The sequence below is a fragment of the Nocardia araoensis NBRC 100135 genome, assembly GCF_000308435.1.
GTDB lineage: Bacteria > Actinomycetota > Actinomycetes > Mycobacteriales > Mycobacteriaceae > Nocardia > Nocardia araoensis.
The window spans coordinates 63,398-83,475 of sequence record NZ_BAFR01000168.1; the positions used below are offsets into that span (position 1 = coordinate 63,398).

Here is a 20,078-nt window from a genome sequence, read left to right on the forward strand (position 1 = left end):
ATTCTCAGTGCCCCGGCGGCACGGTGGCCTGCTCGGCCTGCGTGCGGGCCCGCGCACGCACCTGCTCCAGCACGATCAGGCCCACCCCGATCAGCAAGAAGACGACCGTGATGATCGCGGCCACGACCGAGAGCTGGGCGCGCCCCCAGCCCGCCAGCACGGCGGCGGTAATCGCACCGGCGGCGGCTACGAGCAGCAACCCGTACCCCGGCCAGTTCCTGGTGTCGGCCATCGTGGCTCCCGGCGGCGGCGCGGAGTCGCGCGCGATATCCGGGGCGTCATCGATCGGGGGAATCTCCCATGGGCCGTCGTCCGCTGTCACTGATGGTTCCTCCCGCTGCGATCCCGGTCGTCGTTCCGGTACCTGATGCGAGAAGGATGCCCGGATCCGCTCCGCCGAAACTCGAGCGCGGGCCGGGCTTCAGTTGTAGGACTTGGTGACTCCGTCGAGCAGGTGCTCCAGCGTGTCGTAGGTCGGGGTGGCGACGACGTCCAGCAGATCGGGGGCCACCGCGACGTTGCGTTCGGCGACGACCTTCGCGAACTGGGCCCCGTCGTTGGTGCGGAAGCCGTGCTCGGCGGCCAGCCGCTGCAACTCCGGGTCGGTGGACAGCAGACGACCGAGCCGGTCACCCGTCGCGCCGAACGGCACCAGCGTGTGCCGGGACAACACCGTCGGTGACGGGTACAGCAGCGTCATCTCGGGCTTGATCTGGCCGCGCACGGTCGCCTCGACGTACTGCGCCTCGTAGATCCAGGCCATCGGCGTCGGGCCCATCCCCGTGGCGAGGTAGTTGTTGAACGGCCCCTCGGTGGTGTTCTCGGTATAACCCTGGCCCACGAAGAGCCGCGACACCGCGGGGAGGACGACCTGCTCCGCGTTCGGCCCCTGCACGATCGTGTTGTTGTTCGCGACGTAGCTCGCCGCGGCCAGATACATGGCGGCGGAGTTGGAGCTGCGCGGGTCTGTGGTGGAGATCAGGATGTTCTTGCGCACCGGGTAGGCGGTGTTGTCGGGCAGTTCGTCCCAGCGGGTGCCGTTGCGGACCAGCTCGAGGTAGCGGCGCAGATCCAGGGTCGGCACCTGGCCGGGGCGTACTGCTCCCGCCTTGGTGAGCAGCTCGGTGATCGGCGTGAACGTCGCGATGGCCATCGGCGAGGAGAACGGCGTGTATTTCGCGGTTACGTTGCGCTGCCGTTGAATTCGCTCCGCGGCCTGTTCACTGGACGGGAAGGCGAAATCGAATTTCGTGAGATCGATGGAGGTGGCGATCTGCCGCGACCCGGCGGGCTCGACCTCGACGCGCACACCGTTGCGCGCGAGCGCGTCGATCACCTTCGGGTCTTGGAAGAACGGCATCTTCTCCGAACCGACCACACCGTGGACGACCGTGAGCGGCGCGGCGGGCGCCGGAGCGGCGGTGGGTGCCTCCGGAGCGGGTTGCCGCACGGCGAGAACCACGGCGACCACCGTCAGCAGGACGACGGCACCCACCGCGTATGGCGCGAAACGCTTCTTCGACGACAACCTCGCGCGGAGCTCCGACAGTTTTCCCGAAGCGGTCGCGGAGGCCTGCGGCGTCTTGTCCATCGGGACCGTAGTGGGCTGCACTTCCGCCTCGGGGGACGTCTCCAACTCCCGCCGCACCAACCGCTCGATCAGAATCGGAACGAACTGCCGTACCGGGCGGCCTTCGAATTTCTTGCGCGCCGCACCGACGGCGCTCTCGATATGCTCCGGAGAATAAGTCTCGGTGTAGTTTTCGACCAGCCGCGCCGTCATTTGACGGATCGCCTGTTCCTCACGGACGGTATCGACAACCACCACAATCTCCTCGGCGTCGGGGGTAACGCGGCAGCGTCTCCGGCCTGCACCGCGCCGGCCAACACTAGCCCCATCCCGTTGCACCCGACATCCGGACGAACTTCCCGCCGGTGAACGATTTCGACTGCGGCGGTGCGTATCCCACGTCAGCACACACGCCCGTCTGCCCAGCTCACAGGCCCGCGAACCGATCCGGCGGGACACACGCGGAAGCCCGCAGGCCGCACGTCCGGGCCGGAGCCCGCCATGCAGAATTCAATGGGCAATATCCGAGCCGCCACCGCGTGTTGTACTACCGTTTCCCACCGGTCAGGACCGGGCCGTCGCACCGGCCGCTCTCGCCGTGCGTCGGTATCGAGATTCTCGCGAGCGGCACCGAAGTTACTTTCGGGTAGCACGAAACGGGAATGTGACGATATCGTCAGCGTGTCGCCGTCGAAAGGAGCGTTATGTCTCGCGTCGCTGTGGTCACCGGTGCGTCGTCCGGAATCGGGAAGGCTACGGCCGCCGCGCTGGCCGGCCGGGGATATCGGGTGATCGGCACCAGCCGCAATCCCGACGCCATCGGTTCGGACGCCGTCCTGCCGGGTGTCGAGTACCGGGCGCTCGATCTCACCGATCCGGCTTCGATCGAGGCCTTCGCAGCCGGTCTGGACCACGTCGACGTGCTGGTGAACAACGCGGGCGAAAGCCAGGCCGGTCCGCTGGCCGAACTGCCCACCGACGCCGTCGAGCGACTGTTCCAGCTGAACGTGCTCGGCCCGATCGCCCTGACCAAGGCGGTACTTCCCGGCATGCGGGAACGCCGATACGGGCGCGTAGTCATGGTCGGGTCGATGCTCGCCAGCTTCCCGATGCCCTACCGCTCTTCCTACGTCGCCACCAAGGCGGCACTGCGCAGCTTCGCGGTCGCCGCCCGCTTCGAGGAATCCCCCTTCGGCGTCTGGATCACCGCCGTCGAGCCCGGCCAGATCGACACCGGCCTGCGCGAACGCCGCACCAAATACCTCACCGAAGGTTCCCCCCACACCGCCGATTTCACCACCTTCATGGCGAAACTCGACGAAAACCAGGCCAAAGGAATCACTCCCGAAAAGGTCGCCACCACGATCGTCAAGGCGATCGAAGCCGACCGCCCCAAACCCGTCTACGCGGTAGGCAGCAACGCCCCCGCCATGTTCACCCTCCGCCGCCTCCTCCCCCGCACGGTGATGGAACGCATCATCGCCCGCGCCCACGGGCTTTCGCGCTGAAGAGGCGACGGTCGCCGGACACGACGGCTCGCATACTGCCTTCCTGTGCCCGTCAGCCGAACGAGCTGACCCAGCCGATCACGCACGTGTGGGATCGTCCATCCGGCATGCAAGCGCAGCCCTATTGTTCGACGCCCCGATCGTTGGAGGTTGTCGACCCTCACTCTTCCTCGTCGGACCCCAAACGCGACGGTGCCTCTTTCGGCGAGACCGGCGCAGCGGAGACGGGCGCGCCTAACCCGATGGTTTCCAGCGCTTCGTGCAGATGGTCGCGCAGAACATCCTTCGCGGCTGAAAGCGCCTGCTGATATGCGAGCTGCGCGGCCGCGCCACCGGCGGCTCCCGCCCGGTGATATCCGCCCCACCACTCGACCACGCGATATTCACCGTCCGTCGGGTCGATGCGTACCACCCAGTACGTTCGACCTTGTTTGCGAACCGTCCAGTAAGTGCCGTCCGCGGTGTAGTTCCGATAGCCACTAGGCCGTGGTTTCGACGCCATGCTCCCTTTTTTCCGCAATAGTGCTGTCCCCGTGCATAATTCGGTGACTCACGTCTTCTCGAGCCGCGTGACGGTCCATGCGTGGGATCGACAGGTCGAGTTGCAGTGTCCGGCAATACCCTGCGTTCACTGCACCTACAGTGCAGAAGGCGGCCCGTCTTCTTCCTCGATGCGCTGGCGAATCGCGTCCGCGGAGCGGTCCTGAGGAACCTGCTCGGGCCAAAGAATCGCTACAACGAGGACGACCAGCGGCAGGCCGATTGCGGTAGCGAACCCGACGATGATCCAAGTGTCCGGGCTCATCCTGGGTATCGCCTGCCACGGTTGGCCCAATAGGCGCGGCCGCGTGGAGTGATGGACCAGCGCGCTGCGTGTGGTGAGGCCATGATCAGTCCGCGCGATTCCAGTTGCCCTATTGCCCGGCGAGCACTCCACGCGGCTAGTTGGGCTTGCTCGGTGATCTGCGCGGCGGTCAACATGCCGCCCGGTGCGAGTACCGCCAGAACAGCCGCCTCGGCAATCGTGTTCCCCATACATCTCCCCTTGTCGTGTGAAGTGCACCGACGCCGAGGAAGCCGATCGGTCTCGCGGTGCGTCTCGGGTCGGGGCTCTTCAAGGCTCGCCGCCGCACAGCCAGGCCGGTATGTCTTCACGGCTACAGCCGTATACGGCTTGGCCTACGATCGAGCCATGCGCGGTAGCGCCAACGAATCGGACCCACGAGCGGCTGTTCTCGGTGCCCGGCTGCGTGCAGCCCGAGAGGCAGCGGGGCTGTCGCTATCCGAACTGGCCGCCAAGATTCCGTACAGCAAAGCCGCACTCGGCCATTACGAGACCGGCCGTAGGGCCGCTTCGTCCGAGGTCGTCACCTGGTACGAGCGCGCCTGCGGCGGATTCACCGACCCTGTCACCGCGATGTCGGTTCTCAGCAGGGCCGATGTCGATCGTCGCTCGTTCCTGCGTGATTCGGCGTATTCCGCTGCGCTGACCGCCACGGCGCTCACCACTCTCTCGGACGCAGCGAGACTCGTGCACGTCACCGACGACACCCGGGTGGGTACAGCCGAGGTCGAAGCCGTACAGGGCGTGACGGACGCCTTCCTCCGATTGGATGAGGTTCGCGGGGGCAATGTGGGGCGTTCCGCGGTGGCGGAGTTTTTGGCGACCGACGTAGCCGCACTGTTACGGTCGCGCTTCGCCAGCGCCGAGGTGCGTGCGCAGGCGTTCAGCGCCGCGTCGGAGTTGGCCTACATGGCGGGCTTCAAGGCCCACGACGCGGGACAGGACGGACTCGGGCAACGCTACTTCCTGTCCGCCCTCCGTCTGGCCGAAGAATCCGGAATGCCGGGCCAAGACGGATTCGCTTTCCGCATCCTGGCATTGCACGCCAGCGACGTACACCAACCACAAAACAGTGTCCCGCTCGCGGAGCGCGCGGTGCTGAGCGCACGCGGCAAGGTCAGCCCCGACACGATGGCTTTGTTCGAAGTTGCCTTGGCACGGTGCTACGCCGAAACGGGCGACAAGGTCCAGGCCGTGAAGGCGCTTCGCCGAGCCGAGCCATGGATCATGCCCGAGGCAACGACGGAGATTCCTCGATGGGCCGCGCTGTTCTGTCCGAACAAAGCAAGCGTGACCCGGCAGACCGCGAAAACATTCCTCGCGATCGGCGACTTGGCCCAAGCCGAGCGCTATCAGCACATGAGCGCGACGATCTGGCATCCCAGAACGCACACTCGGATTCACGCGATCAGCCTGGCCGAGACCGGACTCATCCGCTGGCGCATGGGCAACCACGAGGACGCGGCCAAACTCTGGCGCACCGCGCTCCCGACGCTGACCTCCATCAGTTCGGAACGAGGGTCGAAGCTGCTGCGCCGCATACGCAGGGCCGCCCCCGAATTGGTCGATCACACCTGACCTTGACGAAACACGCGGATACAGCGAACCTGTCCGAATGGAAGACCCAGTTGGTTGATAACGACCTGGCTCGATAAGGATTCGATGAAACGTTGATAGCGGGCCGATCGCCGGGCCTGAACCCCTGTTCCCGCGTCCGCGATCAAAGGAGCACAGCCGACGATGTCACCGAGCGAGCGCACTACCGATCGCGTCCTGGCTGTGTGGGCTCCGCCGGAATTCGTGTCCGACGGCAGCAACGGGGTTCTGAGCTGGGCCGGACCGGCTCTGCGTACGCCCACCGGGTTGCGGCTGTCCCTCACGGCGCAAGCGGTCGGCGATTCCGCGCCGTCGTTGCGGAGTTACCAGGTCGGGGTGTCGGCACTGGTCAACGGTGTGGCCACCGAGGTGGGTTGGGGCAGCAGCTCGTCCGACACCCACGCCGGTACCACCTTCACGTTGCCGGATCTCGGCCCGGATACGACACCGGTCGATATCGAGCTGACCATCGACGACGTCACCACCGACGGTCCCTGGGTGCGGCGACTGTCTCGGCCGACTGGCATCGTCTACGCAGCGCCGCTGGGCGATCCACGGGGCAGATTAGCCATGCTGACGAATCCAGCTTTCGTCACCGACGAGGATGGCCCGATCGAGGCCTGGGTCGGACCGATCACGCTCGATCCCAACGGAATCGAGTTCGTCTACACCGCGACCGCGCTCGACGAGCGCGCACCATCCATCTGGGACTACGAGGTCGATGCCGTCCTGCGCGCCAACTTCGGAACCTCGGAGGTGGTGGCCGGCGAATCGACCTCGGCGACGCGAACGATCAGAACCTTCCAGGCCCCGATCCCGGACGACATCGCAGACACGCCCTGGGACTTCGAGCTGACCCTTACCGACCACACGGCAGGACTCACCTGGTCGACCGAATTCTCGTGGGATGGGCCGACGTCCTAGCGCTCGCACTGCTGGTTCCTGGTACAGGTCGGCACAATAGCGCGACCCGAGGACTGCGGACCGAGGGCGTCTGCACGGGTGTGAAAGGCAGCGAGGAAAGCGATCTACCTTCGGCTCACGAACTCGAACCGGCACTTGGCCGATTTCGAGGTTGCTTTCCCAGATCGTTGCAGGTCACGGTAGCGTTGGCAATTGTCGGCACAGTAGTGCGACCGGGCAGAAACTCGCTGACGTGGCACGGCCTAGCAGCGTTCATACTGACGCGCATAGGGTTGCGACTCCGGTGGAACGTCGCGCGAGGATGGCTGGCAACCGCCGACGAAGACCGCGAAAACGGGGTGGTAGGTGTCGCCGATCGTGTAGTCGACCACGGCACCGGGCTGGGCCAAGTAGGGAAGATGCCGTTCGGCGAGTTGTGTTGCCTGCGCAGCGGTGAATTGCTTTCCGACAGGAGGGTATATCGCGACGTCCAGGGTGCGGCCCGCTTTGCCGGGCGGGTCGTATACGGAAATCTCGACGAAGAATGGGGTGGGTTGATCGGTCAGGAACCACTCCCACATGTCGAGTTCACCATTGGACGGGAAGCGGGGTCGGTTGTGCGGGAAGCGGAGTGGTCGGTCCGTGTTGAGCCACCCGGGTTTCAGGCTCGAGTGATTCTTGAACGCGCTCTCCTCATGAACGGTGGACACCGTCCAGTAGCTGGATGCCAGTTCGGGGAAGTCCTCGATGATTCGGCGCATCGCCGCGGTGGCACGGTGGGGTTCGGCCTCGGAGCCCGCTGAAACGCCGACTTCGGTCCTCATCTTGTCTACGTCGATGCCGATTGACCTCCAGCCCACCTGTGTGCCGGGGGCCGAGACTCTCGCCCAGGTGTGTGCCGCGTTGACTTCCCTGCTCACGTCCCGACCGAACCGCCAATTCGCATAATAAGAGTCCGTCATCCGGTCGATGTCGACCTCAGTCTGGTCGCCTTGGTAGTGCGGCGGAAGCTGCTGGGCGCCCATGGCACGCACCACGGACGCGGCCTCGTCCGGTGTGGCGCCGTCCTCGAGCTGCACATCGAGCCGGGAATGGTACGTGCGCGACTTGCCCTCGTAATCGAACCAATGTGACGCATCGACCACCCCGGGAAGAGCCTGGATGGCAGTTTCGATCACGCGTGACCAGCTGTCACGCTCGGCCTGATCGGGTCCTTCTGTCGGTATAGAACATCCTGTCAGCAGGACTGCCGCCATCATCAATACGACGGCCGAGGTGGTTGAGCGCATCGTTTCATTCTGTCCGGTCAACACACTTGGGTTGGAACGAAGCGTGGCCCGATCGATGGTGCGATCGGGCCACGCTTGCATTGCGTTGAGTCAGGACTGCGTGCCGAGCGCCATCCGGAAGACGAACGAGTCGTAGCGGTCCCGAGGGTATGAAACCTCCGAGATCATCAGTACTTCACCATCGGTCGCGAGGAAGCGCTGATGGACCGACTTGACGAGTTCGCCTGACGGCACATCGAGCCATACGGCATGGGTCGGCACCCGGTCGCGGACGCGATGAACCGGGGCGCGCTGGCAACTGCTGCGGACTCATTGCGGACCGAGGGCGTGGACGCGGTCGAAGCGAATGGCGGGAGAGGGAATCTACCTGCGGTCGTGAGTGCCCCCAGTCGGACTCGAACCGACACTTGGCGGATTTTAAGTCCGCTGCCTCTGCCAATTGGGCTATAGGGGCGTCCGGGACAGCCTACCGAGTCGTACGCCTGTACCGGAATTCCGACAATTCGTCGGGGTGGCGGGGCGTCGGCCGTGCCCGGGTGCCGGAGGGCGCGGTCGGGTGACCGAAGCCGGTGGCGTTGCTCGCGGCCCGGGGTTGGCAGGCGTCCCAGAGAACTAGATCGGTGGCGGCGGGCTGGTGTTAGCGTTCGCGGGCGAACTCGGCGTGTCGTCGGCGGGTGTCAGCGCCGGGGCGGCACCGGGATCCGGGCGAGATCGGTGGCGATGTGGATCTCGCCGGAGAAGTACTTCGACGCTTCGGCCAAGTGCTCGTCGAGGTCGCGGTAGCGCTGGGAGAAGTGGGTGAGCACCAGGCTGCGAACCCCTGCGTCGGCGGCCACTCGCGCGGCTTGGCCCGCGGTGAGATGCCCGTATTCGACGGCCAGGTGTTCATCGGCGTCCAGGAAGGTGGCTTCGATGACGAGCATGTCGACGTCGGCGGCGAGTTCCACGACGCCGGGGCACAGCCGGGTGTCCATCACGAACGCGAAACTCTGACCGGCCCGTGGTTCGCTGATCTCCGCCAAAGTGATCGTCCGGCCTTCCGATTCGACACTGCCCCGCTGTTGCAGCTCGGAGATGATCGGGCCGTGCAATCCCAGCGCCCGCAACCGGTCCGGCAGAATGCGACGGCCGGGCGGCTCGATGAGCCGATAGCCGAAAGCCTCCACTGGATGCGAGAGCGGAACCGCCGTCACCGTGAACGGCGCGTCGGGCAGGTCCACCGGTCCCGGGCCGCTCACCGGGCGAGGCCGCAGTTCGGCGCGGTGATAGTAGGACGTCGCGTTGACCAGCCGCTCGTAGTACGCCGCGCCGGACGCCGGGAAGCAGACGTCGACCGGATGCGGCACCCGGTCGAGGTTGATCCGCTGCACCACACCGGCCAGCCCGAGACTGTGGTCGCCGTGGAAATGGGTGATGGCGATCCGGGTGAGCCCGGTGACGGTCACCCCGGCATAGGTCATCTGCCGTTGCGTACCCTCACCGGGGTCGAACAGGATCGCCTCGTCGTCCCACCGGAGCAGATACCCGTTGTGGTTTCGCTGTTTCGTCGGCACCTGACTCGCGGTCCCGAGAACAACCAACTCACGCTGCGACACGGCGTCAGGCTATCCGCCCACGCCCGCGGAGCCGCACACGGCCGCGTTACTCGGTGGCGGGAGCCTTCCGCAGCACCGAATTGCGCCGGGAGTAGGCGAAGTAGACGACGAACCCGATCAGCATCCACACCAGGAACCGCAGCCAGGTCTCCACCGACAGATTCAGCATCAGCCACAGGCACGCCAGCACCGCCAGGACGGGAATCAGCGGCACGAGCGGGACGCGGAATCCGCGCGGCAGGTCCGGGCGCGTGCGCCGCAGGATGAGCACGCCGATCGACACCAGCACGAACGCGAACAGCGTCCCGATGTTGACCATCTCCTCCAGCGTGCCGAAGTCCACGAACCCGGCCAGCAGCGCGCACGCGACGCCGACGATGACGGTGACCCGCACCGGCGTGCCGTTCTTGCCGGTGTGCGCGAGTTTGCGTGGCATCAGCCCGTCGCGCGACATCGCGAACAGCACCCGGGTCTGCCCGAGGTACATCACCATGACCACCGTGGTCAGCCCGGCGAGGGCGCCGATCGAAATGATGTTCTTCGCCCAGGTCACCCCGTGGATGCCGAACGCCGTGGCCAGCGTCGCGTCGTCACCGGACAACTCGGTGTAGGGCACCATGCCGGTGAGCACTAGCGACACCGCGACGTACAGGATCGTCACGATGAGCAGCGAGCCGAGGATGCCGCGCGGCACCGCCTTCTGCGGGTTGCGGGTCTCCTCTGCCGTGGTCGCGACAACGTCGAAGCCGATGAACGCGAAGAACACCAGGCTGGCCGCGGCGAGCAGGCCGTACCAGCCGAAGTTGCTGTGCCCGGCTCCGGTCAGGAAGGAGAACAGCGACTGCCGCAGCCCCTCGCCCCGCTCGCCGGGCTGTGACGGCGGGACGTAGGGCGAGAGGTTCGAGGACTTGAAGTAGGTGAGGCCGACCACCAGCACCAGCGCGATCACGGCCAGCTTGATCGCGACGGCCACCGCCGACACCCGGGAGGACACTTTGGTGCCGGTCGCGAGCAACACCCCGAGCACCGTGATCAGCAGCACCGCGCCCCAGTCGAAGGTCACCGGGCCGAGGTGCACGATCGGTGAGGTGGTGCCGAGCACCTCCCCCAGATACTGCGACCAGCCCTTGGCCACCACCGCCACGGCGAGCGCGAACTCCAGGATCAAGTCCCAGCCGATGATCCAGGCGACGATCTCGCCGAAGGTGGCGTAGGAGTAGGTGTAGGCGCTGCCCGCCACCGGCACGGTGGAGGCGAACTCGGCGTAGCACAGCGCGGTCAGGCCGCAGGCGATCGCGGCGAACACGAAGGCGAGCGAGACGGACGGACCCGCGACGTTGCCCGCGGTGCGTGCGGTGAGGGTGAAGATGCCCGCGCCGACCACGACGGCCACGCCGAAGACGGTGAGGTCCCAGGCGGTCAGGTCCTTGCGTAGCTTCGAGTCGGGTTCGTCGGTGTCGCGGATCGACTGTTCGATGGACTTGGTGCGGAACATGCCGCCCCACCGAGACGAGACATCACCCGCCGAATCGGCTCGTGGCCCGGGGTTCGTCACGCGTTCTCCTTAATTCGTACTGCTTGCCTGTGTTCTGTACCCGCCCGGCGCGTCAATGCACGCCGGCCATGAATGCGCTGATCCGTGGTGCGATGGCGGCGACGATCAGCCCCGCACACACCACGACCGTCCCGGTGATACCGAAGTACGCGAACTCGTGACCTGGGTCATAGAACCGAGCCAAACTACCCGACATCGAGGTGCCGAGACCAACCGAGAAAAAATACAGTGCCATCCGCCGCGACGCCGGACAGGCCGGGGAGCACCGCCGGGGCGATGTGCGCGGCCATGACTACCACACCGCCGTAGAACAGGGTGCGCTTCATCCCGAGCAACCGGTCGGCGACCCAGCCGCCCAGCACGGTGGGCAGAGAGACCAGGCCGCCATGGGCGCCGACGATGCCCACGGCCGTGTCCTTCGCCAGGCCCAGGCCGCGCCATCGGTCGCCCGCAATGTTTTCGCTTCAACCATGCCCTGAAGATCGCATCTGGACGCGAGCCGCGGGTGATTCGTTTGTTCTGTTCACTCGCGACGGCGAAATGGATCGCGACACGGGGTTTGCCCCCCACACCACAGGGCACCCCGCAATCGACAGGCAAACCAGCCGAGGCCCACACCCAGAAAGCGTTGAGCTGATGGTCCACGTGGAAATCAATGTGCCGACGACCCCGGAACAGGTTTTCGACGTCTTGGCCGACGGATGGCTGTTCGCGGCCTGGGTGGTCGGCGCGACGCACATCCGCGACGTCGACGACGATTGGCCCGGCGCCGGGTCCATGCTGCACTACAGCGCGGGCGTGTGGCCGTTCACCGTGAGCGACACGACGCAGGTCGTTTCGGTGGAGCCGCCGCACATGCTGGAACTGGAGGCCAAACTCTCCCCGCTCGGCGCCGCGTGGATCCGTCTGGAACTCGTCGAAACCGGGCAGGGCGAAACGCAGATCCGGATGTACGAGCACTCCGAACGAGGATTGGGCACCCTGGTGCCCAATGCGCTGCAAGAACTCCTTCTGGTGCCGCGGAACTTGGAATCGCTCTCCCGGCTCGCCGATATCGCCGTCGGCAAGGCACGCCGTGCGGGTCGCATCGCGCGGGGAGCCCGCACCGGAGCCGAGACGCACGCCGAGGTGAAGCTCAACGGTCACGTCCCGCACAACTGACCCGCCCCGGTGACCCGATCGGGCCGGATCAGGCGATCGACAGCGCGATGCCGTCGAGAATGTCGTGCTCGCTGACGACGAGTTCCGAAATGCCCGCGCGCCGGGACAATTCCTCGGCGAGCACTTCGGTGATGACCGCGCCGCCGCCGATCACGTCGACCCGGCCGGGGTGCATCGGCCCCAGCGCGGCGCGCTGATCGTGGTCCATGGCGATCAGCCGGTCGCAGACCTGGTGTACCTGGTCGGAGGTCAGGCGGGTGAGATGCACTCGCTCCGAATCGTATTCCGGAAGATCGAGCGCGACCGCGGCGAGCGTGGTCATCGTGCCCGCCACGCCCACCCATGTATGCGCCCCTTCCACGGGGACGTGCGTGAACGCTTCGGTCAACCGCTCGGTGGCGAAGGCACGGGCGGCGGCGATCTCCTCGGCGGTGGGCGGGTTGCCCGCCAGGCACCGTTCGGTGATCCGGACGCAGCCGATGTCGGCGGAGAACGCCGCCCGCACCCCCGCGCTGTCCCCGAACACCAGCTCCGTCGAACCGCCGCCCAGGTCGACCACGACGAAAGGACCTGCCGCGCTGGACAATTCGCCGATGGCACCGGCGAAGGACAGGCGCGCCTCCTCGTCGCCGGTGATCACCTCGGCTTCCGCGCCCGCGACCACGGTGCCGAGTTCGGCCCGGGCCATGGCGAAGAAATCCTCCCGGTTCGCGGCGTCCCGGGTGGCGGAGGTGGCCACCATCCGTACCCGGCCGACGCCTGCCTCGCGCATCAGCGCGACGTAGTCGGCCAGCGCGGCGCGGGTGCGTTCGATCGCCTCCGGCGCCAGTGAGCCGGTCGCGTCGACGCCCTGACCGAGGCGGACGATGCGCATCTCGCGGTGCACGTCGGACAGGCGCCCGTCGCCGAGCACGTCGGCGATCAACAGCCGGATGGAGTTCGTGCCGCAATCCACGGCGGCTACCCGGTCACTCATCACTGTGCTCCAGTCTCTCGCGGGCCGGTCGGCCCGGACGCGGGCCAGTCGGCCGGAATCGCGGTGCCGCGCAGGCCGTGCTCGGCGGCCAGCGCCACGGCCTCGTCGCCGAGCGGATTCACGCCCGGTCCCTTGGCCAGTGCGTGGGCGATCAGTACGTGCAGGCACTTGACCCGTTCGGGCATCCCGCCGCCGGTGAAATCCGTGCCGAGCGATTCGATTTCGTCGCGTTCGGCCAGATAGCTCTCGTGCGCGGCGCGATAGGCGGCGGCCAGCTCCTGGTCGGCGGCGAGCCGCTCGGTCATCTCCCGCATCACACCGGCGGATTCCTGCCTGCTCGCCTCCGCGGTGAGCCGGGGATCGGTGAGGTAGTAGAGGGTCGGGAAGGGGGTGCCGTCCGGCAATCGGGGCGCGGTTTTCACAACGGCCGGGATCCCGTCCGGGGTGCGGTAGGCGATGGCGAGCACGCCGCGCGGCGCACGGCCCAGCTGCTCGGCGATGATCGCGAGATCCTGGTCGGTGGGTGCGGTCACCTATGTCCTTCCGGTGCTCGAGGTGGTGGCGCGGCGGCCTAGGGCGCCGGGGGCGGCTCGGAGATGCTGCGCCACAAATCGGTGTACCAGGGCTCGGGTTCCCTGGCTCTGGTGGGCGCGGGCGGCGGCGCGGGCGCCTCGATGCCGGGCACCTGCACGATGTACGGCGTCTCGCCGGGCATCACCAAGCGCAGGCGGTCGCGCGCCTCGCTGCGGATGTAGGCCGGATCCTGTTGCTGCGCGCGACGATCCCGCAACCGGGCCAGATCCGTCTCGAGCTCCTCACGCTGCTGTGCCAGCTGCGCGGCCTCGGCGCGCTGGGTGAAGTACGTGCGCGTCGGCACGGCGAGGGTGAGCGCGAGCCCGCACACCACCATCGCCAGGATCACCGCCTTGCCGGTGGAGAGCCCGAGGAACGTGTGATCGTGCTTGTCGCCGACCGGACCCGACGCGTTCTTGCGCGGTTTCGGCTTCTCCGCGGACTCCGACCGCCTGCGACCGCGCTTGGCGGCGGAGTCGGCCGGGCGCGATCCGGCGGCACGCGACGTGCGGCGGTCCCCGCGTCCGGCTGGACTGGTCCCACGCGCACGTCGCTCCGTCATCTCACGCCTCGGTCTCTACTTCGCGGTACTCCCGGCGTTCTGCGTGATAACGCACGCTACTCCTCCGGGCCCGTCGCTCGAACCGCGTTTCAGCCTTCGAACGCGAAGCGGGGGAACGCGACGTCGCCCGCGTAACGCGCCGAATCGCCGAGCGCGTCCTCGATGCGCAGCAGCTGGTTGTACTTGGCGACGCGCTCGCTGCGCGCGGGGGCGCCGGTCTTGATCTGGCCGCTGCCCACCGCGACGGCGAGGTCGGCGATGGTGGTGTCCTCGGTCTCGCCGGAACGGTGCGACATCATCGTCTTGTAGCCGTTGCGATGCGCCAGCTCCACCGCGTCCAGGGTCTCGGTCAGGGTGCCGATCTGGTTCACCTTGACCAGCAGCGCGTTGGCGGCGCCCTTGGTGATGCCCTCTTCCAGTCGCTCCGGGTTGGTGACGAACAGGTCGTCACCGACGAGCTGGATCTTGTCGCCGATCTGGTCGGTGAGCGTCACCCAGCCGTCCCAGTCGTCCTCCGACAGCGGGTCCTCGATGGACACCAGCGGGTAGGCGCCGATCAGCTCGGCGTAGAACTGCGCCATCTCCTCGGCCGAGCGCACCACGCCCTCGAACCTGTAGCCGCTGCCGGAGGTGAAGAACTCGGTGGCGGCCACGTCCAGCGCCAGGGCCACGTCGCTGCCCAGCTTCAGGCCGGTCTTGTCGATGGCCTCGCTGATCAGGTCGAGCGCCGCCTTGGTGCCGGCCACGTCGGGCGCGAAGCCGCCTTCGTCACCGAGGCCGGTGGACAGGCCCTTGGCCTTGAGCACCGACTTCAGCGCGTGGTAGACCTCCGCGCCCCAGCGCAGCGACTCCTTGAAGGTGGGCGCGCCGATCGGGGCGACCATGAATTCCTGCACGTCGACGCCGGTGTCGGCGTGTGCGCCGCCGTTGAGGATGTTCATCATCGGCACGGGCAGCACGTGCGCGTTCGGACCGCCGAGGTAGCGGAACAGTTCGAGGCCGGAGGACTCGGCGGCGGCGCGGGCCACGGCCAGCGAGACGCCGAGCAGGGCGTTGGCGCCGAGGCGGGACTTGTCCTGGGTGCCGTCCAGATCGAGCAGCACCTGGTCGACGGTGCGCTGTTCCACGGCGTCCAAGCCGATGACCGCGGGCGCGATCTCGTCGAGCACGCCCTCGACCGCCTTGCGGACGCCCTTGCCGCCGTAGCGCTCGCCGCCGTCGCGCAGTTCGACGGCCTCGTGCTCGCCGGTGGACGCGCCGGAGGGCACTGCCGCCCGGGTCAGGGTGCCGTCGTCGAGAGCGATCTCGACCTCGACGGTGGGGTTACCGCGCGAATCCAGGATCTCGCGAGCTCCGACCTGTTCGATGATGGCCACGAAAACGACACTCCTTCGGCTGCTGACACGGTGGTCTCACGGATGGGCCGTGCGCTGCGAGCCTATCGCCCCGGCGGCGCGGCGGGTAACCGGCACTCCGGGGATCGGGAGATCACACCCGGCGGCCGATGCTGTAGGTCGCGGCCCGGTCGCGCACCGTCAGCAGGTAGCTGTGCGACTGGTTGTAGGTGAGCAGGGCCCGCTGCCAGCCGTGCTCGGAGGTGAGGTCGCCACCGCTGGCGCACAGGTACCTGGCGGCGGTGAGCGCGGCGTCGTCGATGTTCTGCGGATCGGCGACGCCATCTCCGTTGGCGTCGACGCCCCAGCGCTTCCAGGTTTCCGGGATGAACTGGAGAGGACCGACGGCGCGGTCGTGTACCGGATCGCCGTCGAGCGCGCCGCCGTCGGTGTCCGCCACCAGCGCGACGCCGGGCGAGCCGTCCAGCGGGACGCCGATGATCGCGGGGCGCACCGAGCCGTCCTCGCCGACCTGCGCGCCGCGATGGGTGCCGTGCTTGCTCTCCACGCTCGCGATCCCCGCGAGCGTCGTCCACGCGATACCGCAGTCCGGACGGGCCCTGGTCATCACGGCCGCCGCGTAACCGTAGGCCTCCAGCGCAATCGGCGGGATGCCGAGCCGATCGGCCTGCTCGTCGGCCCAGCCGCGCAACTGGACGGCGGTACGGCCTGGTGCGTCCAAGTCGATCACGGGCAGCGGGGTGCCCGGCCCGGGCGGGATGCCTTCCGGGATCGGGGTGCGTTCGGTCCCGCAACCGGCGAGCCCGAGGAGCACCACGACGGCGGCCGAGACGCCGGTCTTTCGCAACACCCCTTCCATGATCCAGATGTCGGCGAGTACACCCGGCAGGGCGGTGACGGAGCGCACCGCGTGTCGGGTGCGCGCATGGCCCGCACCGGTGCCGGGTCAGACGAGCAGCTCGCTGGTCGCGTTGTGCGCGGGCGCCGCGAGAACCGTTCCGGTGTGGCCGGATTCGACGATGCGCCCGTGGTCGAGGACGAGCAGCCGGGGACAGTATTCGGCGACCAAGGCCATGTCGTGGGTGATGACCAGCAGGGCGGTGTCGCGTTCGGACCGGATCCGGTCCAGCAGCGCCATGATCGCCGCCGCGGTGGTGTGGTCCAGCGCCGAGGTGATCTCGTCGCACAGCAGCACGGCGGGTTCGGCGGCGAGGGCGCGAGCCAGCGCGACTCGCTGACGCTGCCCGCCGGACAACTCGTGCGGATAGCGGGCGGCCAGGTCGGCGCTCAGCTCGACGGCGGCGAGGAGTTCGGCGATCCGCCGCGCGAGGTCCCGGCGTGCGACGCGCCCGATCCGCCGCAGCGGGCGGCCGAGCGTTTGCGCCACGGTGCGGCGCGGGTTGAGGGCGGACCGGGGATTCTGGGTGACCAACTGAATGCCGCCCGCGCCGTAGCGGATTCGCCGGTTCGCGCCGACGGCGACCGGGTCGCCGCGCAACTCGAGCGAACCGGTCGCCGAATGGTGCAGGCCCGCGATCACGCGCGCCAAGGTGGTCTTGCCCGCGCCCGACGCGCCCACCACCGCGAGCGCCGAACCCGCCGCGAGCGCTAGGTCGATGTCGGCGAGCACTTGGTGTCCGCCGATCGAGGCGCTGATTCCTTCGGCCCGCAGCACGAGCTCCGGCGGTCGGTTGCCCCCTGAGACGGCCCCAGCCTGGTGACCGTTGCGCGTCGGCGCCGGCTGTGCTGCCACGGCGAGCTCTGGCGGCGGCGCAGCACTTCTCCCATACGGCGCCGGCGCAGGTTCTGCCCGATCGGCGGACGTGCGGCCGTCCACCGGATCGGCGGACGTCGCGGCCGGCGGGCGCGTTGGCGACTCGGCCGACGCACCGGACGTCTTCCCCGGCGTACCGCTTCCTTGCGCCGGAGGCGGAGAAGGTGGACGGACCACACCGAGCTCGACGATGTCGTCGGCGATCGAGTGCACGAGCGCGGTGTCATGGCCGGACAGCAGGATCGCCGCCGAGCGCTCGCGAGCGAGTGCCGCGAGTTGCCCGGCGATGTCGGTGCGCAGCGCGCCGTGCAGCCCGGCGAACGGCTCGTCGAGCACCAGTACACCGGTGCGGCGGATCAGCGCTCTGGCGAGCGCGACGCGCCGCTGCTGGCCGCCGGAGAGCTCGCCGGGGCGGCGGCGCAGGTAGTCCGGCGACAGGCCGACCAGCGCGAGCGTGTCGGTCATGGTGGACTCGGAGGCCTGCGGCGCGACCTCCCGCAGCAGGGCGCGCACCCGGAGCAGCGGATTCAGCGCCGAACCCGGATCCTGCCCGACGTAGGCGATGTGCCGACTCCGAAACCGTTGCAAAGCTGACCGATTCAGCGTCAACACGTCGTGTCCGGCGACCGACGCCGAGCCCGTCGCACGCGCCGCGGCGGACGGCAGTTGCCCGAGCAGGGCGCGCATCACCGTGGTCTTGCCCGACCCGGACGGGCCGGTGAGCGCCGTGATGGTACCCGCGGGAATCCGGAAGGTCGCGGGACCGGCCAGCTCCCGCCCGTCCATGCCCAGCACGGTCAGGCCGTCGACGGCGACAAGGTCGGCCCGGACCTGCCCGGAGCCGTTCGCCTCGGCCGTCCGGCGCGCGCTCGTCGTCACGTTCGCGTTCATTCCCGGTCCCCTCGCCCGAACGCCGATACCGCCAGGTTCACGCTCACCGCGACGATCGCGATCGCCATGCTCGGGGCGAGCACGGCCCAGGGGTTGAGCAGCATGCCGGAGGCGTTCTCGCGCACCATGACCGCCCAGTTGCTCGCGCCGAGCGTGGTGGGAAGTTGCAGGAAGGATGCCGTGCTCACGAGATAGACCGCCGCCACGAAACGCAGCCCGAGCTGAGTCGTCGAGACCGCGCGCAGGTTCGGGAGCACCTCCCGGAACACCAGATGCCCGAGCGACTCACCGGCGGCTCGCGCGCTCTCGACATATCCGGATGCCGCGACCCGTGCGGCGGCGGCCGTGAAGATTCGCGCGCAATACGGGACGCCGAACAGCAGCGCCAGAACGATCAGCCCCAAGGGTCCCGCGTCCGGCCACGAGGTCAGCACGAGCAAGATGCCCAACACCGCGGGCAGCAGGATGAACAGGTCGGAGCCGAGTTCGATCCACTCGCCGATCCGCGGGCGCAGCGCCGCCACCGCGCCGAGGACGCCCGACAAGCCGGTCACCAGCACCGCGATGACCGCCGCCACCAGTAGCAATCCCCAACCGCCGTAGAGCAATTGGCTGAGCACATCGCGGCCGAGCCGGTCGGTGCCCAGCGGAGCGCCCGCACCGGGATCGCCGAACGGGATGCCGATCGCTTCCTCCGCCGGGTGCGGCGCGAGCGTCGGCCCCAGTGCCGCCAGCAACGTGACCAGCACGGCCGGCGCGACGGCGATACGACTGAGCAGTCGCGCGGGGCTCACGGCCGCGGCGGAGACCTTCATCGCCGCCCCCGCAGCGACCAGGCGCGGATGCCGTCGGCGGCCGCGAGCACGACCATGATGACCACCCCGGACAACGCGACCACCGCGGCCACCACCGAGGTGTCGCGATCGGCCACCGAGCCGGCCAGCACCGCACCGAGGCCGGGATAGTTGAACACGGTCTCCACCACCAGAGCGCCGCCAAGCAGCATGCCGACCGTGGTGGCGAAGCTGGCGACGATCGTCGGCAACGCGAACGGCAGCACGTGCCGCGCCAGCACCGCCCGGTTCGACAGTCCGTCCAGCACGGCGCTTTCCACGTGCGGAGCGAGCGCGGCGTCGGACAGGGCGGCGCGCACCACCCTGGTGTTCCATCCGACCTGGGGCAACGCGAGCGCGAGCACCGGCAGCACCAGCATCTCCGGTCCGGCCGGCATCCCCGACCGGCCGGTGATGGTGACCGCGGGCAGCCAGCCCAGCGCCAGCGCGAACACCAGGATCAGCACCGTGGCGATCACGAACTCGGGAACGGCCACCGCGGTGGTCGTCGTCGGTTGCAGCACGCGCGCGGCCACGCCGCCGGGGCGCGTCGCCCACCACGCGCCGAGCGCGAGCGACGCGAGCACGGTCACCGCGAGCGCGAGGCCGCCGAGCAGCAGCGTGGGCGGGAACTTGTCGACGAGCAGGTCGTCGAGCGGCCGTCCCCGGGCGGTACGCCCGAAATCACCGGTGGCGACGCCCGATATCCACTTCCAGAACCGCACCGCCAGCGGACGGTCCAGTCCGAGTTCGTGCTCTTTGGCCGCGATCTGCTCGAGCGTGGCCTCCCGGCCGAGGACCGCGCGGGCGGTGTTGCCCGGCAGCAGATCCACGGCGACGAAGACGCAGGCCAGCAGCGTCACCAGCAGGATGACGCGCCGGAGCAGCAGTCGCGCGAACAGAATCACCCGGCCAGCCAGGCCTTTTCCAGCTGCACCCGAGCGAATCCGCCGAGCGTGGGCAGGTCGCGCACCCGGGAGGAGGCGATGTCGATGCCGTCGGCCATGCCCCAGACCAGGTAGCCGCCACGCTCGTACTGGATGCGTTGCAACTGCTGATCGGCCTGCCGATACTCCGCGTCGGTGCGCGCGGC

The 20,078-nt window shown here is 68.3% G+C and carries 19 protein-coding genes, 1 tRNA gene and 2 pseudogenes; 4 read left to right on the forward strand and 18 right to left on the reverse strand.

Going from position 1 to position 20,078, the window contains the following annotated elements; translation table 11 throughout:
* Nucleotides 1-4 precede the first annotated feature (4 nt).
* Nucleotides 5-322 carry a hypothetical protein gene (locus ON21_RS23570; RefSeq protein WP_039800830.1) on the reverse strand — a complete coding sequence of 106 codons (318 nt, stop codon included), beginning with the start codon at nucleotides 320-322 and terminating at the stop codon, nucleotides 5-7.
* Between the two features lie 99 nt (nucleotides 323-421).
* A complete protein-coding gene (locus ON21_RS23575; RefSeq protein ID WP_245562699.1) occupies nucleotides 422-1,825 on the reverse strand; it encodes a three-helix bundle dimerization domain-containing protein in 1,404 nt (467 codons plus the stop codon).
* 449 nt (nucleotides 1,826-2,274) lie between these two features.
* On the opposite strand from ON21_RS23575, the gene ON21_RS23580 reads away from it, so the two are divergent.
* The gene (locus tag ON21_RS23580; protein WP_039800832.1) at nucleotides 2,275-3,078 is read left to right on the forward strand and encodes an SDR family oxidoreductase; all 804 of its coding nucleotides are present in this window, start codon (nucleotides 2,275-2,277) and stop codon (nucleotides 3,076-3,078) included.
* A gap of 160 nt (nucleotides 3,079-3,238) precedes the next feature.
* Here ON21_RS23580 and ON21_RS23585 read toward each other — a convergent pair whose 3' ends face one another.
* Nucleotides 3,239-3,490 carry a hypothetical protein gene (locus ON21_RS23585; RefSeq protein ID WP_039800834.1) on the reverse strand — a complete coding sequence of 84 codons (252 nt, stop codon included), beginning with the start codon at nucleotides 3,488-3,490 and terminating at the stop codon, nucleotides 3,239-3,241.
* Nucleotides 3,491-3,715: 225 nt separating this feature from the next.
* Nucleotides 3,716-3,883: a hypothetical protein gene (locus ON21_RS38645; RefSeq protein WP_157170936.1), complete on the reverse strand. Its 168-nt coding sequence runs from the start codon at nucleotides 3,881-3,883 to the stop codon at nucleotides 3,716-3,718.
* Between the two features lie 387 nt (nucleotides 3,884-4,270).
* Here ON21_RS38645 and ON21_RS23590 point away from each other — a divergent pair, with 387 nt between their 5' ends.
* Complete coding sequence (locus ON21_RS23590; protein WP_039800836.1) at nucleotides 4,271-5,500, forward strand: helix-turn-helix domain-containing protein; 1,230 nt, start codon at nucleotides 4,271-4,273, stop codon at nucleotides 5,498-5,500.
* Nucleotides 5,501-5,662: 162 nt separating this feature from the next.
* Nucleotides 5,663-6,442: a hypothetical protein gene (locus ON21_RS23595; protein ID WP_157170938.1), complete on the forward strand. Its 780-nt coding sequence runs from the start codon at nucleotides 5,663-5,665 to the stop codon at nucleotides 6,440-6,442.
* A 242-nt stretch (nucleotides 6,443-6,684) separates the two neighbouring features.
* Here ON21_RS23595 and ON21_RS23600 read toward each other — a convergent pair whose 3' ends face one another.
* The 5 genes and pseudogenes from ON21_RS23600 to ON21_RS23620 all read right to left on the reverse strand — a co-directional run.
* Nucleotides 6,685-7,710: a hypothetical protein gene (locus ON21_RS23600; protein WP_157170939.1), complete on the reverse strand. Its 1,026-nt coding sequence runs from the start codon at nucleotides 7,708-7,710 to the stop codon at nucleotides 6,685-6,687.
* 380 nt (nucleotides 7,711-8,090) lie between these two features.
* A tRNA-Leu gene (locus ON21_RS23605) sits at nucleotides 8,091-8,164 on the reverse strand.
* Nucleotides 8,165-8,387: 223 nt separating this feature from the next.
* The gene (locus ON21_RS23610) at nucleotides 8,388-9,305 is read right to left on the reverse strand and encodes a ribonuclease Z (protein ID WP_039800845.1); all 918 of its coding nucleotides are present in this window, start codon (nucleotides 9,303-9,305) and stop codon (nucleotides 8,388-8,390) included.
* 46 nt (nucleotides 9,306-9,351) lie between these two features.
* Nucleotides 9,352-10,800 (reverse strand): amino acid permease, encoded by a 1,449-nt coding sequence (locus tag ON21_RS23615; protein WP_051021265.1) that lies wholly within the window; start codon nucleotides 10,798-10,800, stop codon nucleotides 9,352-9,354.
* 272 nt (nucleotides 10,801-11,072) lie between these two features.
* Nucleotides 11,073-11,294, reverse strand: a pseudogene (locus ON21_RS23620) (MFS transporter); the annotation flags it as partial.
* A gap of 202 nt (nucleotides 11,295-11,496) precedes the next feature.
* Between ON21_RS23620 and ON21_RS23625 the strand changes: the two are divergent.
* Complete coding sequence (locus ON21_RS23625) at nucleotides 11,497-12,021, forward strand: SRPBCC family protein (protein ID WP_063821113.1); 525 nt, start codon at nucleotides 11,497-11,499, stop codon at nucleotides 12,019-12,021.
* A gap of 28 nt (nucleotides 12,022-12,049) precedes the next feature.
* Here the strand turns inward: ON21_RS23625 and ON21_RS23630 are convergent, their stop codons facing one another.
* From ON21_RS23630 to ON21_RS23670, 9 genes and pseudogenes are all read right to left on the reverse strand, one after another.
* A complete protein-coding gene (locus tag ON21_RS23630) occupies nucleotides 12,050-12,997 on the reverse strand; it encodes a Ppx/GppA phosphatase family protein (protein ID WP_039800851.1) in 948 nt (315 codons plus the stop codon).
* Complete coding sequence (locus ON21_RS23635; protein ID WP_039800854.1) at nucleotides 12,997-13,530, reverse strand: DUF501 domain-containing protein; 534 nt, start codon at nucleotides 13,528-13,530, stop codon at nucleotides 12,997-12,999. The genes ON21_RS23630 and ON21_RS23635 overlap by 1 nt, the downstream gene beginning before the upstream one ends.
* Before the next feature lie 38 nt (nucleotides 13,531-13,568).
* Nucleotides 13,569-14,132 (reverse strand): FtsB family cell division protein, encoded by a 564-nt coding sequence (locus ON21_RS23640; RefSeq protein WP_051021266.1) that lies wholly within the window; start codon nucleotides 14,130-14,132, stop codon nucleotides 13,569-13,571.
* Nucleotides 14,133-14,221: 89 nt separating this feature from the next.
* The gene (gene eno, locus ON21_RS23645; RefSeq protein WP_039800855.1) at nucleotides 14,222-15,508 is read right to left on the reverse strand and encodes a phosphopyruvate hydratase; all 1,287 of its coding nucleotides are present in this window, start codon (nucleotides 15,506-15,508) and stop codon (nucleotides 14,222-14,224) included.
* A 112-nt stretch (nucleotides 15,509-15,620) separates the two neighbouring features.
* Nucleotides 15,621-16,346 (reverse strand): lytic transglycosylase domain-containing protein, encoded by a 726-nt coding sequence (locus tag ON21_RS23650; protein ID WP_051021268.1) that lies wholly within the window; start codon nucleotides 16,344-16,346, stop codon nucleotides 15,621-15,623.
* Between the two features lie 87 nt (nucleotides 16,347-16,433).
* Nucleotides 16,434-18,152: an ABC transporter ATP-binding protein gene (locus tag ON21_RS23655; protein WP_051021267.1), complete on the reverse strand. Its 1,719-nt coding sequence runs from the start codon at nucleotides 18,150-18,152 to the stop codon at nucleotides 16,434-16,436.
* Nucleotides 18,149-18,967, reverse strand: a complete 819-nt coding sequence (locus ON21_RS23660) for an ABC transporter permease (RefSeq protein WP_039800857.1) — start codon at nucleotides 18,965-18,967, stop codon at nucleotides 18,149-18,151. The genes ON21_RS23655 and ON21_RS23660 overlap by 4 nt, the downstream gene beginning before the upstream one ends.
* Nucleotides 18,964-19,893, reverse strand: a complete 930-nt coding sequence (locus ON21_RS23665; protein ID WP_245562700.1) for an ABC transporter permease — start codon at nucleotides 19,891-19,893, stop codon at nucleotides 18,964-18,966. The genes ON21_RS23660 and ON21_RS23665 overlap by 4 nt, the downstream gene beginning before the upstream one ends.
* A pseudogene (locus ON21_RS23670) lies at nucleotides 19,890-20,078 on the reverse strand (ABC transporter substrate-binding protein); the annotation flags it as partial. The pseudogene ON21_RS23670 and the gene ON21_RS23665, both read right to left, overlap by 4 nt.